We start from the raw sequence: 15146 nt of genomic DNA, 5'->3' as shown, positions 1-15146 counted from the left end.
AGCTGTCACGCGGTCACCGAGCAGGGCGCCAGAGCCTGTTCGAGCAGGCCCCAGCCCGCCCCCGGCAGATGCGCGCCTTCGCTGATCGTGCGGCGGAACGCCCGTGCGCCCGGCTCGCCCTGGTACAACCCCAGCAAGTGCCGGCTGATGTGCTTGAGCGCAGTGCCGCGCGCCAGTTCGGCCTCGATATACGGACGCATGTGCCGCAACACGTCGTCGCGCTGCGGCAGCGGCTCGCCGTACAGTGCCGCCTCGACCTGCGCCAGCAGGTACGGATCGTGATACGCCGCGCGCCCCAGCATCACGCCATCCAACCGGGTCAGATGCGCCTGCACCTGTTCGACCGTGGTGATGCCGCCGTTGATCACCACGTTCAGCTGCGGGAACTCGCGCTTGAGCCGGTACACCCGCTCGTAATCGAGCGGCGGGATATCGCGGTTCTCTTTCGGCGACAGGCCCTGCAGCCACGCCTTGCGCGCATGCACCATCAGCACCTCGATACCTGCCACGAGCATGATCTCGGTGAAATGCTGCAGGCCGGCGTAGTCGTCCTGGTCGTCCACGCCGATGCGGCATTTCACCGTGACGGGGATGCCGACTGCGTCGCGCATGGCCTTCACGCAATCGCCGACCAGCGCCGGCTCGCGCATCAGGCAGGCGCCGAAACGCCCCGACTGCACCCGATCCGACGGACAGCCCACATTGAAGTTGATCTCATCGTAGCCAGCCTCGGCGCCAAGACGCGCCGCCTGCGCCAACTCGTGCGGATCGCTGCCGCCCAGTTGCAGCGCCAGCGGGTGCTCCTGCTGGCTGTGCTCCAGAAGTCGCAGCTGTTTGCCGCGCACCAGGGCCGCGCTGGTCACCATCTCCGTATACAGCCGCGCCCGCGGCGACAGCAGCCGGTGGAAGTAGCGGCAGTGCCGGTCGGTCCAGTCCATCATCGGAGCGACGCACACGCGCCAATCGCTCGACTCTAGCGATTTTTGGCCATGCAGCTGGCTTTCCTGGACATCTGAAGTGGTTACGTTTTCGGGCATTTCCGGCAATTTTCGCGTGTTTTTGGTGCTACAGTGCTACGATAATTGCTACACAACCAGCCATGTAGCACTGCCATATGGGCACTATCGTGCACCGCCGTCGAAGCAACGGCTCAATAGGGTAGCCTACGGTGCAGCCAATCAAACCGCGCACTCGACCGCGGCCGGCCCCAAGTCGATGGAGGCGTCTGAGCGCATCTACCCCGTGCTACCCAATGGCAGCGAACGAATTCAACGCGCTGATAAGCCACCGGCCGCCCCAGGGTTGGACGCTGGCCAGGAGTAGCGCAAAACCATCAGTTCGTACGTAGGACCTGCTTCCAGTATGTATCTGAGGTAGCGACAGGTACGAGAAACCGTGCCCCAATGGTCACATTTCCACATCGTACACGCGCGGCTTACCGGTCCGGATCGATGACAGCCTGCATCAGCGCAGTCTCGCTCAGAGGTGCACCCAAAGCGCGCGCGCGTTTCTCCCAGCCGCGCACCGCCGCGCGCACATGTTCGGTCACCGCGCTCACGGCCTTCTTCGAGAGGCGGTAGTAGTCGGCCGTGGCCAGCAGCAGGCTCGAATCTGGTGACGGATCCCGGTCGTCGATCGCGAGCACGTGATGATCTTTGTCGGGGTTCGGGTTCACATCGAATGCCGGCGACAGTTGCCAGCCATCGCCCGCCCGCATGAAGCCGTGATTGCGCAGGTGATCGTCGCGGTTGCCGATCAAGATGTTGAAGAGGACTCGCCGGAACAGCTGTTCAAGGTCGCGCGCAATCTGCGTGGAGGTGCCGCTGGTCTCAATGACCTGCACGAGGTCCAAGTAACTGTGGCCCTCGCTCTCGGTAACGTCCAACTGGGTCATGGCCGACGAGAACATGCGGCGCGAGTTCGGGGTGCGATCAAAGCGCTGCACTGCGTAGGTGTGACCACGGTCCGAGAACTGCATCAGCCGTGCCTCGGGCATGTCGATGCCCGCGTCGAGTGAGAGCTGGTAGGTCAGAAACTCCCACAATCCCACGTCGACGCGGTCATCGTTGGACGGGAACTTGGCCAGCCACAGCTGTCCAGCCTGGTCACGGAAACTGGCTTTCGGTCGGGCGCCGCCGAGTGACGCGCCGGGCGCCACGATCTGCTTGATCCAGCGGACCATCTCGTCGGATAGGTCGGCATCGCCGCGCTCCACCTGCGCGGCAATGCCCTCGAGCTGGCGCAGTTCGGTGATCGGCGGGGCGCTGAGTGTACGGTCGTCCACATAACGCCCGGACTCCGGATCCACCAGACGCAGCGCCCCCATGCGGGATTCGTCATTGACGCCTACCAGGTAATCCCACGCACGCAGGTTGCGCACCTTGCGCCCCTCTTCGCGCGCCTCGATCGCCTCGCGGCGGTCCATCAAGCGCTTGCCCCAGCGATCTGGGGAGCAGTCCTGAAAGGCACCTGACAGTTCGTTGGCGCCAGCCCTCGCATACTGCTGACCAGCGCCGAAGTACAGCTCATGATCCAGCGGGAACCCCGCCACCGGCCCGGCGCTGACCAGCCAGTCGGGGGTGTACTCGAAGCTGATCGTGTCCCCCGTCCTGCTTGCCGTCTTCGACAGGTGACCGACAAAGGCCGAGCCGCCGAGAGACTCGTCGTCGATCCAAATTTCCAGACCGTTCACGGCTTGGGCTTCCGCGGTCGTGGGGGCTTCGGCGGCACTGACGGGGTGGGGAGCAAGGTAGGCGCGGGCGGCGTTTGAGCAATGGGCGTCGGCCACGGCGTGGGGGTGGTCCGCGTGCGGGGCGGGGCATTGGTGCGCCGGAGTGCATTGTCTTGCAGCTCGCGACCGAGGGTGTCCTGCGCGGCAATCAGGTCGATGTCGCCGGCCAGACCGAGCACGGTCAGCGCTCGCAGCACGGTTGCCAGACTGGTCGACGGGTCGCCGTTCTCAAGCTTGGCAATGGTCGGGACGCTGACCCCCACGCGCTCCGCCATCACCTCCTGGGTCATCGAGCGACGCATCCGGGCGGCGCGCAGGCGCAGGCTCAGCGCCTCGATCTGGCGCTGTACGCGGGGATGGGTTGGGGGGATTCGTTTCGCCATACCAAATTAAGTTACAGTTTCCGGCCGGAAACGCAAGTTAATTTTGGATTTTACCGCTTACCGATCCAGGTTGGAGGGTGCTCTACCGTGCCCCAGCCACTGGGCGACGCGCCTCCGCCCGATGCGGATTGGGTGGGAACGGCGTTCCGCACGGCGCTCCGGATACGAGAATCGACTCAACTTCCGCTATCGGCCGATAGTGTTGAAAAAACTCGCCTCGAAAATTCGAGCTTCGTTCGAAGCGAGAAAATCCGGCCGCGGCAATCGCTTTCTGTCGGCCTGAATGTGCAAATTTGTACAGAATCGAATTGTCGCGGCCGTCGCGATCGAAGATTTGGACGTCCGTTCGTTAATACGGAGTTTTTCAACAGAATCGGCCAGAAGCGGACGGTCAAAAGGGCACTCTGCCCAGTTCTGGAACGGCAAACGACAGCAGTCCCGGCTGTGGCGCAAAATTCACTGTCAGTGAATTTTATTGACAACTACGTCTCTCACGACTATCTTGGTTCTAGGCCGAGTGTTACCGCTCGGTTGAGCTGTATTTGGTGATTGGTTCTACTTCTTTTTCGATAGCAAAGAGCTAGCTAGTCGGCCCCAGCTGAACGGGGCGCTTCACGATCCATTGGTGAAGCTATGTCGCAGCACGTGTGTCGGGTTCCTTACGTGCATCAGGCCCCTCGACACAACGTGCGAAGGATCACGTATGCAGCAGGCATGGGCTTGTTGTGACGGCGTGGTTCGGAGCGTCGGAATGGTGATTGGCTTGTGGTGTCGGGTTGGCTCCTTCCGGCTCATTGCTACTGACGGCGGGTAATGTTGCCCGGCGAAGGAGTTATCCACATGGATAGCCATACCAAAGAAAGCAGCATCCGTTTGCTTAAACAGCTGCGCGATGTTTATCAAGGCCGACTCGACACTAGCGTTATCGAAGAAATCGAAGCAGTAGTTACAGCACTAGAGCAGGAAGGAACCTGCTCGAAATCTCTCTCCGCACTGTATTGGAGTGATCGTGTGTTGGAACTGATCGGCAAGGTGATACGGCTGGTGACGAACATCACTGATCTGATGAGCTGACGAAGATGGCAACGACAAACGCAGCAAGCCTTTCATGTTTTGGAGGCATATATGAATATCGGCAGCGCCATCCAAATGTGCCGTACCAGACGTCAGCTTAGCCAGAGCGATCTGGCCAAGTTGGCTGGTTGTTCGGTCTCCTACCTGTCGATGCTTGAAAACTCAAAACGAGATCCCACGCTCTCTACCCTGCAAAAGATTGCCGACGGTTTAAGGGTGCCGCTGGAGATCCTGTTCTTTTTAGGAGCAGACCGAGGAGAGCTTTCAGGTATCGACAAGGATCTTGCCGGTAGGTTGGCTATGACTGCGTTGGATTTGCTCAATGAACCGCAAAGCAGTCCAGCCTAAGTACGCCTTCAGCCCGGTCCGATCTTTGGGGAGTCTAAGCCGAGCGCTTGGATTGTCCGTTGTCGACTTGCAGCGAATTGGTCATGCAGCTGGCGGCTTGTATCGGGACGCTAAGCCAATCATCAAAGCTGATGGCAGCTTCCGGCAGACGTTTGATGCACTCCCTTTGCTGAAAAGTGTCCATCGGCGGATACAGACTCAGTTTTTCCAGAGAGTCGTGTTCCCCGATTACCTTACGGGTAGCCTGAAAGGGCGAGATGCTCGAAAAAATGCGGCTTTACATGCAGGCGCCGCCATCGTCGTAACCGAGGACATCAAAAACTTCTTTCCTAGCACAGGTGCGAAGGTTGTTCACTCAATCTGGGCGGGCTTTTTCGGGTTTGGGCCAGAAGTGGCCCAGCTTCTGACAATGTTGACAGTAAAAGACGGCTGCCTGCCTCAGGGTGCAATCACCAGTTCGTATCTGGCGAATCTCGCCTTTTGGGATCGAGAGTGGAGGCTGTACGAGAACTTACGCGATAGAGGGATTTCGTATTCCCGTTACGTTGATGACGTAACCTTTTCATCCAAAGAGCAGCTCGACAACGAGGAGATTGGCTGTTGCCTCGCTGAAGTCTATGGGCTCATGGCTTCGAAGGGTTTCAAAGCCAAAAGATCAAAGCACGAGATCCGACGCGGAAACGGTCCCATGTTGACCACCAAGCTCATGGTCAACGCACGTCCAGCATTGATGACCGGAGAGCGGCAGAACATACGCGCCGCCGTCCATCAGCTCGAAGTTCTCAGTAGAACTTCGACCGATCCAGTGAGCCTAAATACTGAGTTCAATCGGGTCTCCGGGCGCGTGGGGCGCCTGTCCCAGTTGCACCCGATGGAGGGAGTAGCTCTTAGGGCCAGGCTTGCGTCACTTCGTATGCGTATGGGCGAATGACTGGAACGGGTGGCGGAAGCTGCCGCCGTAGCGTCGAGCTGGCGGTTCGACGTTTGCCTCTTCGGGGGGGGTGTCTACGTACGATAGCTTCGAGGCGCTATTTTCATTCTGAGCACCAGTGCAACACAGGTGCTACACGACCCAAGAAGTGCACCCACAAAGTCGCTTCAGACTGAACTTTTTAGGTGTTGTCGGTCCAGTCCATCATCGGGGCGACGGATATGCGCCAGTCGCCGGGATCCGGCGACTTTTGGCTCTGCAGCTGACTTTCCTTGATCTCTGTGGCGCTCACGTTGCTGGGCATTTCCGGCAGTTTTCGGGTGTTTTGAGTGCTACGGTGCCACGTTGGTTGCTTCATCAGCAGCCGCTGGCATGGGCAAGTATCGTTCAACACCGCCGAAGCAACGACTCGATAGCGAAAACCTCCACGAATCCGGCGGCCTGCAGGGACGCTCATTTTTTTCCCGGAAAATCGGATCGTCCCACGACGGCGGGCTGTGCCTTGGCCACGGCGGGATCCGGGGAGCTGCGGAAAGCCTCGCCCAGATCGGCATTGCCCATGGCGTACACCCGTTTGTCGCGCAAGCCGGCAATGCCATCCTGCCACGCCGACAGCATGCGCTTGCCCATGTCGACGAAACCCGGGTGCTCCTTCATGGCATCACGCACGCTGGGGCCGACGTCGATCACCGCGTCCGTGATTCGATCGACCATGAACTTCTGGTCACGGGCGGAAATTCCGAAGGCTGCCGTGATGAATTGCTGAAGCTGCTTCCTTGGCGCCCAGGTCTTCTTCCCGCCGAAGGCTATGCCCGGAGGGTTGTTGCTGTAGTCCGCATACGCCGCGGTAGTGAACATGCCGCAAGCTGGCGTGAGATGGACGTCCTCTCGGCTGGTGTAGAGCAAGGCAACATTTTTCGCGTGGCAGTTGGCGTTTCGCAGCGCATAGGTCAGCAGCAGCATGACCGCCATTTGCTGAAAGACACCGGGCCGGTTGACGACCGGTACGTGATCGCGCACCGCCTTCGCGATACGCTCCCAGGTCGTCTCATACTTGGCCGCCGGGCGCAGACCAAGCAGCGCGCAGAAGTCCTCCATGCCCCAATGGGGAACGCCATGCTCGTCCACATCGAAGCGATCGACGATCAACGCTTGACCATCGCGCGAAATCGTGGTTCTGGCGGTGGGCATTACCCGGGCTGCGACTTGCATGCACAGGTGCTCGTTCAAGGTGACAAACGGCAAAAGCCCGGGTGAGCCCTTGATGATGTGCCGGTGGGTGACCAGCGTTATCTTCTTGTGGAGACCCGCGACTACCTTTTCCGCGTTCGCATCCAGGAATTTCGGAACCACGCCGGATACGCCACTGGTGGCGTGTTGACGCACCAGCTCCGCGAAGGCTTCCTCGGAATTGTCCCCTTGAAGCAGATCGGCGACATCCACCGATTTGGGCGGTTCCTTCAAATTGACGCCGGGCGGCGCCACCTGGATGCGACCGATCATGTTGCGGCCGATCACCGATAACAATGCCATGGGACTGGCGCCGATGTGTGGACCGAACTGCTCCTGCAGCACCTGAAGCAGGTAGCCCTCCGGCAAATTCATCTGGAATATCGGATGCAGCACGTCGTCCCAGAGGTAGGGGTCGTGGCGTACCCGCATGGTCAGCGAGACGAAGTCCTCCGGCGCCACGCCCCGGTGATAAGTCATCGAGCTCTTGAAGTCGCCGACGGACTCCAGCGCGGCGACTTCGCGACCAAGCACGTAGACCGAGAGCTTCACGTGCCACCCCGCTCGCGACGAAGTTCATCCAGAGAGCCTGACCACCCCATTTCGGTGAACCGCAACTCCATTCCCAGGACGGCCAGCACGGCCAACAGTTTTCGCGAACCGAATTCCGCCGTCTTTCCCCGCTCGAAGCGGGAAAGCGCTTCCTGGGTGAGACCGGCGCGCGCCGCGACCTCACCCTGCTTCAGGCCGAGCGATCTCCGCCGGGCGGCTACCGCCTCTCCAAGTTCGAGGACTGTCTGCATTTGATGTATTTGTCAAAAATGGGAGTCATAGGCCGATATTTGACAAATAGATCAATAAACAGATCTTACGCCTAGATGAGGTCTGGCGAGTGTGTCTGCCAATTGCGTCACAAACTACTTAATTTCTCGCGACAAATTGGCGCGCATAACCAAATCTTGATCCCCCTGAATGCCGATTCGTTAGACTCGCCTGCGCCAGCGAGGTCGAGTACCCGAGTCTTCCGATAAAGGCTGACTCGATCGATGTGCTGCGGGATGGCTCCGACATAGTTCGGCCTTCCATGCGGTATTCGCCGGCATTCCCAACGGCGGTTCCATCACCCCTTTGCCTTGGCGTAGGGGAGGCAGCCGTTTTATGGACGATTTTCATCAGTGCTCGGACGAGCACGACTCAACCCAGCTTCGCAAGTTTCCACGGCGTCGTCTTCATGCCGTGGCGGGTTTCTTGCGCCTGATTATTACTACCGGACCGGGTAAAGGATCGCCCAATTACGAGAACTCCAATCCGATGACAAATCTTGCAACTGCCGCAAAGACCTTTCTAATTCCACTTGCAGCGTCCGTCGCCCTCTATGCCGCGGCGGCACCATTCGCTTCGAATGCCAATGCTCAGGCCGCGACAACTCTCAAAGCACCCATCTACGGCGTCACCCTGGATGACCTGTCCAACATCAATGCGATCATCACGTCGCTGACCAAGCTGCCGTACAAGCCCACGGTCCGCGTGGTGTTCGATCCGGGCACGACCGCCGCCGAGTACTACCCCGCACTGGTCAAGCTGCACACGGTGGCCAACGTGATGGGCGAGATCATGGACTCGTACTACTTCCCGACCGACATCAACACCTATACGGCACGTACCAAGGAGCTGGTCTACGGCCTGAACGGCACAGTCGACGTGTGGGAGATCGCCAACGAGATCAACGGCGAATGGCTGCGACAGAATCCGGACGGCAGCAACACCACGGTGAATGCGGAAGAAGCCGCCATCGGACAGATGGTCGCCGCCGCGAATTCGATCGTGAAGGGCGTCGGCGGCAAGACCGCTATCACGCTCTACTACAACGACGACAGCAAGGGCAACAACTGCTGGGAGAAACCGCAGGACTACTGGAAGACCTGGCCCACCACCTTCCTGCCAGCTGCAGTGCGTCAGGGTGCCAACTACGCGTTTTTCAGCTACTACCCGTACCAGGACTGCCCGGGACTCTCCCCCTCGTGGGGCGCCGATTTCAGCGCACTCGAGAGCATCTTCCCGAACGCAAAGGTCGGCTTCGGCGAGATCGGCACGTCGAGCACCGGTGCGCCCACCTCGGTGCAGACGAACCTGATGAAGACGTATTACCCGATGGTCAATGCCAATAGAGATCCGAAGTTCGTCGGCGGTTTCTTCTGGTGGTACTACGCCGAGGAGATGGTACCGTACACCAAGGCGTATTGGACCCTGCTCGACCAGACGATCGCTCCGCTGAAGGTCCCGCAGTAAGGCCAGCGACCACTTCGTACGGATAGATCGATTGCCTTGCGCGATCGGCCTGGAAGCCAAACAGAACGCCTCCGGATGGAGGCGTTCTGTTTGTTCCGCCGCTACCGCTGCAGCACTCCTGCCATCTCCGGCAGATAACGCAACTCGAAGAAAACGCTGTCGCCGCCGCACGGCGCTCGCTGCGCCAACGCCGCGCCCGCTTCGACAGTGGGCAACGCCGAGGCAGTGAACGCCTTGTCCGCGCCGGTCTGGCGGAAGATTTCGTAGACGATGCCCTGCGCATGCATCCCCGCGCATTGGCTCGCCGCGTCGAGATACAGCTCGCGCTCTCCCCGGTTCAGGCGTCCGGTGCCCGCGCCGTCCTGCACCCAGGCGCGCACGCCGCTGCGCTGGAGGTCGGCCAGCAGCTCGGCATAGCTCGATGGCGTCATGTTGCCTGCGAAGAACGAGGTCACGTAGACGGGCCGCCGCACGATGCCGTCCAGCTGCCGCCGCTCCGCCGCCAGATAATCCTGCAGACGCCTGCGCGCGGCAGGGTCGCGCCAGCGCCTGTCGTCGATCTCGATCGGCAGGTACCAGCCGGCGATCGCCTCGCTGCCCAGGTCGCCGGCCCATTGGCGGGCGACCTCGGCGTCGCGGCGGGACAGCGTATCCAGATACCCGCCCAGCTCCCCCGTCGACGCTTCCTGGCGTTGAAAAAAGGCGGGATCGCTGTCCAGGCCCAGCACGATGCGCAGGCCGGCCGCACGCGCCTCGCGCACCCGCTGCAGCAACCACGCATGCCCGGCCCGGTCGCCGAACGCGTCGCCGTAGCGGGTCCACTGCAGCACCAGCGTATCGAAGCCCCGTGCGCGCACTTGGGCAAACATGGACGGCCACTGTGCCTGCGCGATCTCGCGATCGCGCAGCTGTGGCTGATAGAAGATCGCCGTGGTCGCGCCGGCCAGCTGCGTCGCCAGCAGCAGCGTCAGCCCCGCGAGCCGGCGCAGCGTGAGGCTCACCACTGCGTCCTCACGATCAGGAACACCGCATTGTTCTCGCGCAGGTAACTGGTGAAAGCATGCTGTCCTTCCACCGCAACGATGAAGCGATGCGGATAGGCATCGTAGCGGGTTTCGCCGTACCACAGGTTCCACTGCAGGCCGACGCCGGCGCGCGCATCGCGCGCATAGCCCGCGCCGTGCGCGCGGTCGATGCCGGTGTATTGCATATGGACGTAGGGCTCGATGGTCTGGCCGTCCACCAGCTTGCGCTGCCAGCCCAGCTGATAGTCCGCGGTGAACACGGTTTGCCTGGCACGCAGGTAGCGGGCGACGTCGACGTAGAAGTTCTGGGCGAACCAGCCCGACCCGGTCGCGTGCCAGTCGTCGGCGATCCGCGGGCTGAAGGACCACGACCCGCTGGCACGCAGCATGGTGTCGTTGTGGGTGTCGCGGCTGTTGCCGGCAGGCGTTTGCTGCTCGATGGACAACACGACGTTCTGCGACAGCAGCGGCTTCCAGTGCACACCCACACCCAGCATCGGCGAATGCACCGGCCACACCGAACCGCTGGCGCCGCTGCCGGCGAAGATGCGCGCGTAGGCGGCCAGCGTATTGGCATCGCCGCCGGTGAGACGCGGATCGAAACGGTATTGCGCCTCGAGTTGCATGTAACTGCGATAGGAGACGCCAGGCGCCGCCGCGTTGGCCGCCGAGGACACCGTATCGCCCAGGGTCATGTCGGCATTGAAGCGCCACTTGCGACCCAGATCCTCGTGCAGGCGCCGCAAGGTATAGCGTTCCTGGTCTTCGTCTTCCTGCGCCGTGCCGCCGCTCCCGGCGTCGGCGGCGGGACCGAGCTGGTCGATCGCCTGTGCCGCATAGGCCTGCGCTTGCGCGTCGTCGCCGAGTTGCTGGTGCACGTACAGCAACTGCCGGGTCAATGCCGGATCGTCCGGGTTGGCCTGGTGCGCGCGCTCGAATTGCACCACCGCCTTGTCCGGCGCACCTGTCTGCAGATAGGCGTAGCCCAGCGAAGCCGCCAGCCTGGGGTCGTCGGGCGCGAGCGCGCTGGCGCGCTGCAGCGAAACCAGCGCCTGCTGCGCTTCGCCGGCGTGGCTTTGCAAGGCCGCCAGGCGCGCGTAATAGCGCGGATCGGGATGCATGGCCACCGCGTTTTCCAGATCGGCACCGGCCAGCGCCGGATCGCGTGGCTCGTCGGCCTGCGCGCGTAGCCACCAATACCTGTGATCCCGCTGGCCGCCATGCGCTGCATAAGTGTCGAGCCAGGAACGTGCCACGGCCGGTTGGTCGATGGCGAGTGCGGTGGTCGCGGCGGCCATCAGATCGGTCGGCTGCATGTGCGCCGCCGGTACCGAGCGCCAGGCCTGCAAGGCCGTTGCATAGTCCTGGGCGCTATAGGCCTGATAAGCCAGCGCCCGGGCAACCTTGCTGTCGGGCTTGCGCTTGTTGGCCTCGGCATAGGCGTACTCGGCAAGACCGGGCCGGTCATTGCCGTAGCAATCGCCGAGCTGCCGCCACAATTCCGCGGGATAACCGGGCGAGAGATCGACCATCACCTGACGGATGCCATCGCAGTCGCGCAGCGCGGCAAGGATGGGAATCTGCGCCATGCGCAGCGGCACGCTTTCCAGCGGCCGCCGCAGGCGTGCGCGATCGTCGGCGGAAAACCGCGCCGGCTGCTTTTCCGCCAGCACGGCCAGACGGGAAAACAATGCCGATGCGTTCGGGTTGCCGGCAAACGGGTATGCACCCAGCAGCAGTTGTTCTGCCTCCCCGCCGGCACCGGCGTCCATCAGACGGTAGCTAAGGGGATCGAGCAGATGGTGCCCCTCCGGTTGGCTGACCAGGACCTCGGCCTGCTGCCTTGCCTCGGCGTACCGGCCTTGTTGCAGATCCAGGCCGAAACGATCTTCGCGGAAGCTGCTGTCGGGCAGTCGCGACAGCATACGCTGCACCATCGCGCTGTCGCCGCGTGCCATCGCCAACGACACCGAAACGCGCGCCTGCAACGCCGCGTTGGCAGGATAGTGCGAGGTATAGCCGGCCAGCAGCTGCGGTCGGTCGTGCGCCACCCAGGCGAGCAGGTTTACCCATTGCCGCTCGTCTTTGTCGCTGGTGAATGCAGGCTGGCGGGACGCCATATAGGCGGCCAGCCCTTTGCGATCGTTGTGATCGGCCATGGCCTGAGCCATGGCCAGGTCCTGCGCCGGAGCATCCAGCCCGCGCCGCGACTGCAGCTGGCGCGCCGCATCCAGCCTGCCCAGTTGTAGCAGCAGATTGAACCACTGACCGCGTTCGTCGGCACTGAGTTTGTCGTCCGCGTCCAGGTCGGCCAGTTGCGCATCGGCGCGCTGAAGGTCTCCCAGGTAAATCGCGCGCTGGACCAGCGCATGGCGCAACGCCAGGCCTTCAGGGCTGCGCGCGAAATCCGCTACATCGAGTTCTGCCTGCGCCTTGGCGAGATCACCCGCCTGCAAGTCGTCGAAACCCCGCTTCGCGCGGCACACCGGCCTGCCGTCGCGACTGCAGTCCACGGCCGGTGTCGCGGCAACGGATCGGGCGGCGCGCAGTCGCGGATCGTTCGGCGTGTAGCGGCGTTGTTCGTCCAGCAGCTTCTGCGCTCGCGCCGGATGGCCGAAATGCCGATAGGCCTCGGCCAGGTCCAATGCCGTGTCGACGCTCTGCGGTGCCAGTGCGCGGGCGCGCTCGAACTCCGCAATCGCGACGTGCTCATCCCCGGCGCGCACGGCCGCGTAACCGGCCTGACGATGCGGATACACCATGAACTGCCGATAGCGGCTGCTGTCGATGGCCGATTCCTGCCCCGCGGCACAGAGCGGCCACGCCGGCGCCATCGCGAACAGCGCCATCGCATATCGGGTTGCCCATGGCCGTTTCATGCCGCTCGATCCGTCGGCATCGCCAGTTGCGCCGGCATCTCGGCCTCCTTCTCGATGAGGTTCGCGATGCTCGGCTGCAGTGTGGCCTGAAGAGCCAGCGCGCGATCCAGTGTTTCGCGACTGATCGCACCGTGCCCGACCAGAAACTCTCCCAGCGGCTGTGCGCTGCGCGCGTGGTTCAAAAGCAGCGACCTGAATGCCACATCATCCAGATGCCCCTGCGCGACCAGGATCTCGCCCAGCATGACCTGGCGGGACACGTAGCTGTCCCACACTGGCGCCACGCGGTCGCCATGAATGCGCCCATGGCGAGCCGCGACTTCGAGCAAATGACGCGGGTCACGGTCACGATCGCGGTCACGCACATGCGCATACCAGCGGCGCAGACCGACTGCAACCTGGCCCTTGTGCGCGATCACATAGCGCACCGGCCGGCCCAGCCGGCGCGCGATCGCCGCCAGCGACACCGGGTCGATGTAGGACTCGCTGGCGAGAACCAGTGTGCGTCCTTCGTGGCGCAGCGGCATTACGGCATAGTGCAGCGCCATCCGCGCCGGAAGCACATCCGGCAGTTCGCGCGGCAACCCGGCGAAGTCCGCCGATTCGCAACCGACACCGATCTGCTCGGCGATCGAGCGGGCCAATTGCGCGGCGGTGATGCGGGACTGGTGGATCATCGAGCTGCCCAGGTGCAGGCCATCGATGCGACGCAGCTCCGCCTCGCGCAATTCCGGCACCGATACCACGCCATTGCCGACCAGTATTTCGTCGAGCGAGCGCTTGGCGCGGTTCTCGCCGCCGATGCTGGGAAAATCGTGAGTGGTCTTGTCCCACGCCACGCGACGCGGATCGCCGCACTTGATGATCTGGCGGATCGCCCGCCAGTTGGCGAGGAAATTGATCAAGTTGCCCCACAGCAGCCGCGGTATCGACAGCAAGCCCTGTTTTACGCCGTAATAGCCGGATACAAAGATGATCCGCTGCAGCATGCGGTTGCCCATCAGCGCGATGTTCGCCGTCAGTATGCCGTCGAACCACGGCCGTCCTTCGAAGATCGAGACGAAGCGCGGCGCTTGCGTCCACACCTGCTGCAGCAGCCAGATCGCGATCAGCTGGAGCAGGATCAGCATCGCGGCGAAACTCACGAAGTTGTTGATCGCGCCCTTGCGGTCGCGCCACAGGAAGTAGTTGAGCACCGGTCCATGCTTCCAGCCGTGCGTGCGGTAGCCCTGGTAGACGATGCCGATGATCCAGCGCGACTTCTGCCGCACCGCCGTCATCAGCCGGTCTGGGAAGTATTCGCGCACGCAGATCACGTTGGACTCGCGCCAGCTCTGGCCGAAGCGGTTATCGCATGCAGGGCGGCGCTGGCGACGCAGCACCGGAAAACGCACGAAGATCTCATGCATGCCCCAGCCCTTCAGCCGCAAGCCGATGTCGTAGTCCTCGGTAAGGCTCTGCACGTCGAACGCGATGCCGTTGCCTGCCTCTATCAGCGTGAGCACGGCGCGGCGGCTGAAGCAGGTGCCGACACCGGCGCTGGGTACCTGACCCGCCAGCGCTTCGCGCACCGGCACGTCCTTGCCATGCAGCTCGGCAAATTCGTCCAGGTAATGCAGGCTGGTGAAATTGCTCCATTGCCGCGCGAACGGGTAGACCGGAATCTGGATCAGGTCCTTGCGGCCGACCAGGTAGTTGAACAGCCGCAGTTCGTGCTCGCACACGACGTCTTCGGCGTCGTGCAGGATGAAGCCCTCGAACGTGAGGCGGGCGCGCTGCTCGAACTGCAGGATGGCGTCCAGCACGTTGTTGAGGCAGTCGGCCTTGCTGGTCGGCCCGGGCCGCGCGCACACCACCTTGTGCACATTGGGAAAGCGCGCGCATACCTCGTCGACATCGCGCTGGGTATCCGGGTCGTTCGGATAGGTGCCGACGAAGATGTGATAGTTCTCGTAGTCCAGCGTGGTCGCGACCAGCTCGGCCATATGACCGATCACGCCGGTTTCATGCCAGGCCGGCACCATGATCGCCAACGGCTTCTCGGCCGGTCCGTACAGCTCCTGATAATCGGTGCGCTCGTACTTGCTATAGATGAACATCGACTTCCACAGCCGATGCGACCAGTAGGCGATGTCGATGAACAAATCGTCCACGCCGCTTACCAGCATCAGTAACGCGATCGCCGTGGCGACCACGCTCAGGCCGTAGAGATAGGTTGAGAATCCGTCCAGCCACCACATGCCGAGCCTCCACCGC

At 62.4% G+C, this 15146-nt stretch carries 13 protein-coding genes; 4 read left to right on the top strand and 9 right to left on the bottom strand.

The annotated features are described in order from the left end of the window. Positions 1–5: 5 nt before the first annotated feature. The 3 genes from dusA to ACFPPB_RS11645 form a co-directional block, all read right to left on the bottom strand. Positions 6–1037, bottom strand: coding sequence for a tRNA dihydrouridine(20/20a) synthase DusA (gene dusA / locus ACFPPB_RS11655; protein WP_377327224.1), 1032 nt, complete (start codon positions 1035–1037; stop codon positions 6–8). A 398-nt stretch (positions 1038–1435) separates the two neighbouring features. Next, positions 1436–2692 (bottom strand): type II toxin-antitoxin system HipA family toxin, encoded by a 1257-nt coding sequence (locus tag ACFPPB_RS11650; protein ID WP_377327222.1) that lies wholly within the window; start codon positions 2690–2692, stop codon positions 1436–1438. Then, a complete protein-coding gene (locus ACFPPB_RS11645; protein WP_377327220.1) occupies positions 2689–3114 on the bottom strand; it encodes a helix-turn-helix transcriptional regulator in 426 nt (141 codons plus the stop codon). The genes ACFPPB_RS11650 and ACFPPB_RS11645 overlap by 4 nt, the downstream gene beginning before the upstream one ends. Positions 3115–3954: 840 nt before the next feature. Here ACFPPB_RS11645 and ACFPPB_RS11640 point away from each other — a divergent pair. The 3 genes from ACFPPB_RS11640 to ACFPPB_RS11630 are packed head-to-tail and all read left to right on the top strand — an operon-like array spanning position 3955 to position 5467. Further along, positions 3955–4188 (top strand): hypothetical protein, encoded by a 234-nt coding sequence (locus ACFPPB_RS11640; protein ID WP_377327219.1) that lies wholly within the window; start codon positions 3955–3957, stop codon positions 4186–4188. 51 nt (positions 4189–4239) lie between these two features. Next, the gene (locus ACFPPB_RS11635) at positions 4240–4536 is read left to right on the top strand and encodes a helix-turn-helix domain-containing protein (RefSeq protein WP_377327217.1); all 297 of its coding nucleotides are present in this window, start codon (positions 4240–4242) and stop codon (positions 4534–4536) included. Then, positions 4511–5467 (top strand): reverse transcriptase family protein, encoded by a 957-nt coding sequence (locus ACFPPB_RS11630; protein ID WP_377327215.1) that lies wholly within the window; start codon positions 4511–4513, stop codon positions 5465–5467. The genes ACFPPB_RS11635 and ACFPPB_RS11630 overlap by 26 nt, the downstream gene beginning before the upstream one ends. Before the next feature lie 181 nt (positions 5468–5648). Here ACFPPB_RS11630 and ACFPPB_RS11625 read toward each other — a convergent pair whose 3' ends face one another. The 3 genes from ACFPPB_RS11625 to ACFPPB_RS11615 are packed head-to-tail and all read right to left on the bottom strand — an operon-like array spanning position 5649 to position 7500. After that, positions 5649–5924: a hypothetical protein gene (locus ACFPPB_RS11625; RefSeq protein ID WP_377327213.1), complete on the bottom strand. Its 276-nt coding sequence runs from the start codon at positions 5922–5924 to the stop codon at positions 5649–5651. After that, complete coding sequence (locus ACFPPB_RS11620) at positions 5921–7249, bottom strand: type II toxin-antitoxin system HipA family toxin (protein ID WP_377327211.1); 1329 nt, start codon at positions 7247–7249, stop codon at positions 5921–5923. The genes ACFPPB_RS11625 and ACFPPB_RS11620 overlap by 4 nt, the downstream gene beginning before the upstream one ends. Next, positions 7246–7500, bottom strand: coding sequence for a helix-turn-helix domain-containing protein (locus tag ACFPPB_RS11615; protein ID WP_377327209.1), 255 nt, complete (start codon positions 7498–7500; stop codon positions 7246–7248). The genes ACFPPB_RS11620 and ACFPPB_RS11615 overlap by 4 nt, the downstream gene beginning before the upstream one ends. A 508-nt stretch (positions 7501–8008) precedes the next feature. Here ACFPPB_RS11615 and ACFPPB_RS11610 point away from each other — a divergent pair. Beyond that, on the top strand, positions 8009–8986 hold the full coding sequence (locus ACFPPB_RS11610) for a hypothetical protein (RefSeq protein WP_377327207.1): 978 nt from the start codon (positions 8009–8011) through the stop codon (positions 8984–8986). A gap of 101 nt (positions 8987–9087) precedes the next feature. On the opposite strand, the gene ACFPPB_RS11605 is transcribed toward ACFPPB_RS11610, so the two are convergent. From ACFPPB_RS11605 to ACFPPB_RS11595, 3 genes are read right to left on the bottom strand one after another with little or no spacing between them, the layout of a single operon-like run. Then, positions 9088–9987 (bottom strand): DUF4434 domain-containing protein, encoded by a 900-nt coding sequence (locus tag ACFPPB_RS11605; protein WP_377327205.1) that lies wholly within the window; start codon positions 9985–9987, stop codon positions 9088–9090. Further along, the gene (locus ACFPPB_RS11600; RefSeq protein ID WP_377327203.1) at positions 9984–12890 is read right to left on the bottom strand and encodes an NfrA family protein; all 2907 of its coding nucleotides are present in this window, start codon (positions 12888–12890) and stop codon (positions 9984–9986) included. Before ACFPPB_RS11600 ends, ACFPPB_RS11605 begins: the two co-directional genes overlap by 4 nt. Continuing rightward, positions 12887–15130, bottom strand: a complete 2244-nt coding sequence (locus ACFPPB_RS11595) for a glycosyl transferase family protein (protein ID WP_377327201.1) — start codon at positions 15128–15130, stop codon at positions 12887–12889. Before ACFPPB_RS11595 ends, ACFPPB_RS11600 begins: the two co-directional genes overlap by 4 nt. Positions 15131–15146 lie beyond the last annotated feature (16 nt).

This window comes from Rhodanobacter terrae (assembly GCF_042657005.1).
GTDB classification, from domain to species: Bacteria; Pseudomonadota; Gammaproteobacteria; order Xanthomonadales; family Rhodanobacteraceae; genus Rhodanobacter; species Rhodanobacter terrae.
The sequence above is the reverse complement of the archived record's forward strand: the minus strand, read 5'-3'. Positions and strand labels throughout refer to the sequence as shown.

Bases quoted from the DNA above. Each gene is read 5' to 3' on its own strand.
- dusA (WP_377327224.1), bottom strand. From the start codon at position 1,037: ATGCCCGAAAACGTAACCACTTCAGATGTCCAGGAAAGCCAGCTGCAT.
- ACFPPB_RS11645 (WP_377327220.1), bottom strand. From the start codon at position 3,114: ATGGCGAAACGAATCCCCCCAACCCATCCCCGCGTACAGCGCCAGATC.
- ACFPPB_RS11640 (WP_377327219.1), top strand. From the start codon at position 3,955: ATGGATAGCCATACCAAAGAAAGCAGCATCCGTTTGCTTAAACAGCTG.
- ACFPPB_RS11635 (WP_377327217.1), top strand. From the start codon at position 4,240: ATGAATATCGGCAGCGCCATCCAAATGTGCCGTACCAGACGTCAGCTT.
- ACFPPB_RS11630 (WP_377327215.1), top strand. From the start codon at position 4,511: ATGAACCGCAAAGCAGTCCAGCCTAAGTACGCCTTCAGCCCGGTCCGA.
- ACFPPB_RS11625 (WP_377327213.1), bottom strand. From the start codon at position 5,924: ATGAGCGTCCCTGCAGGCCGCCGGATTCGTGGAGGTTTTCGCTATCGA.
- ACFPPB_RS11615 (WP_377327209.1), bottom strand. From the start codon at position 7,500: ATGCAGACAGTCCTCGAACTTGGAGAGGCGGTAGCCGCCCGGCGGAGA.
- ACFPPB_RS11610 (WP_377327207.1), top strand. From the start codon at position 8,009: ATGACAAATCTTGCAACTGCCGCAAAGACCTTTCTAATTCCACTTGCA.
- ACFPPB_RS11600 (WP_377327203.1), bottom strand. From the start codon at position 12,890: ATGAAACGGCCATGGGCAACCCGATATGCGATGGCGCTGTTCGCGATG.
- ACFPPB_RS11595 (WP_377327201.1), bottom strand. From the start codon at position 15,130: ATGTGGTGGCTGGACGGATTCTCAACCTATCTCTACGGCCTGAGCGTG.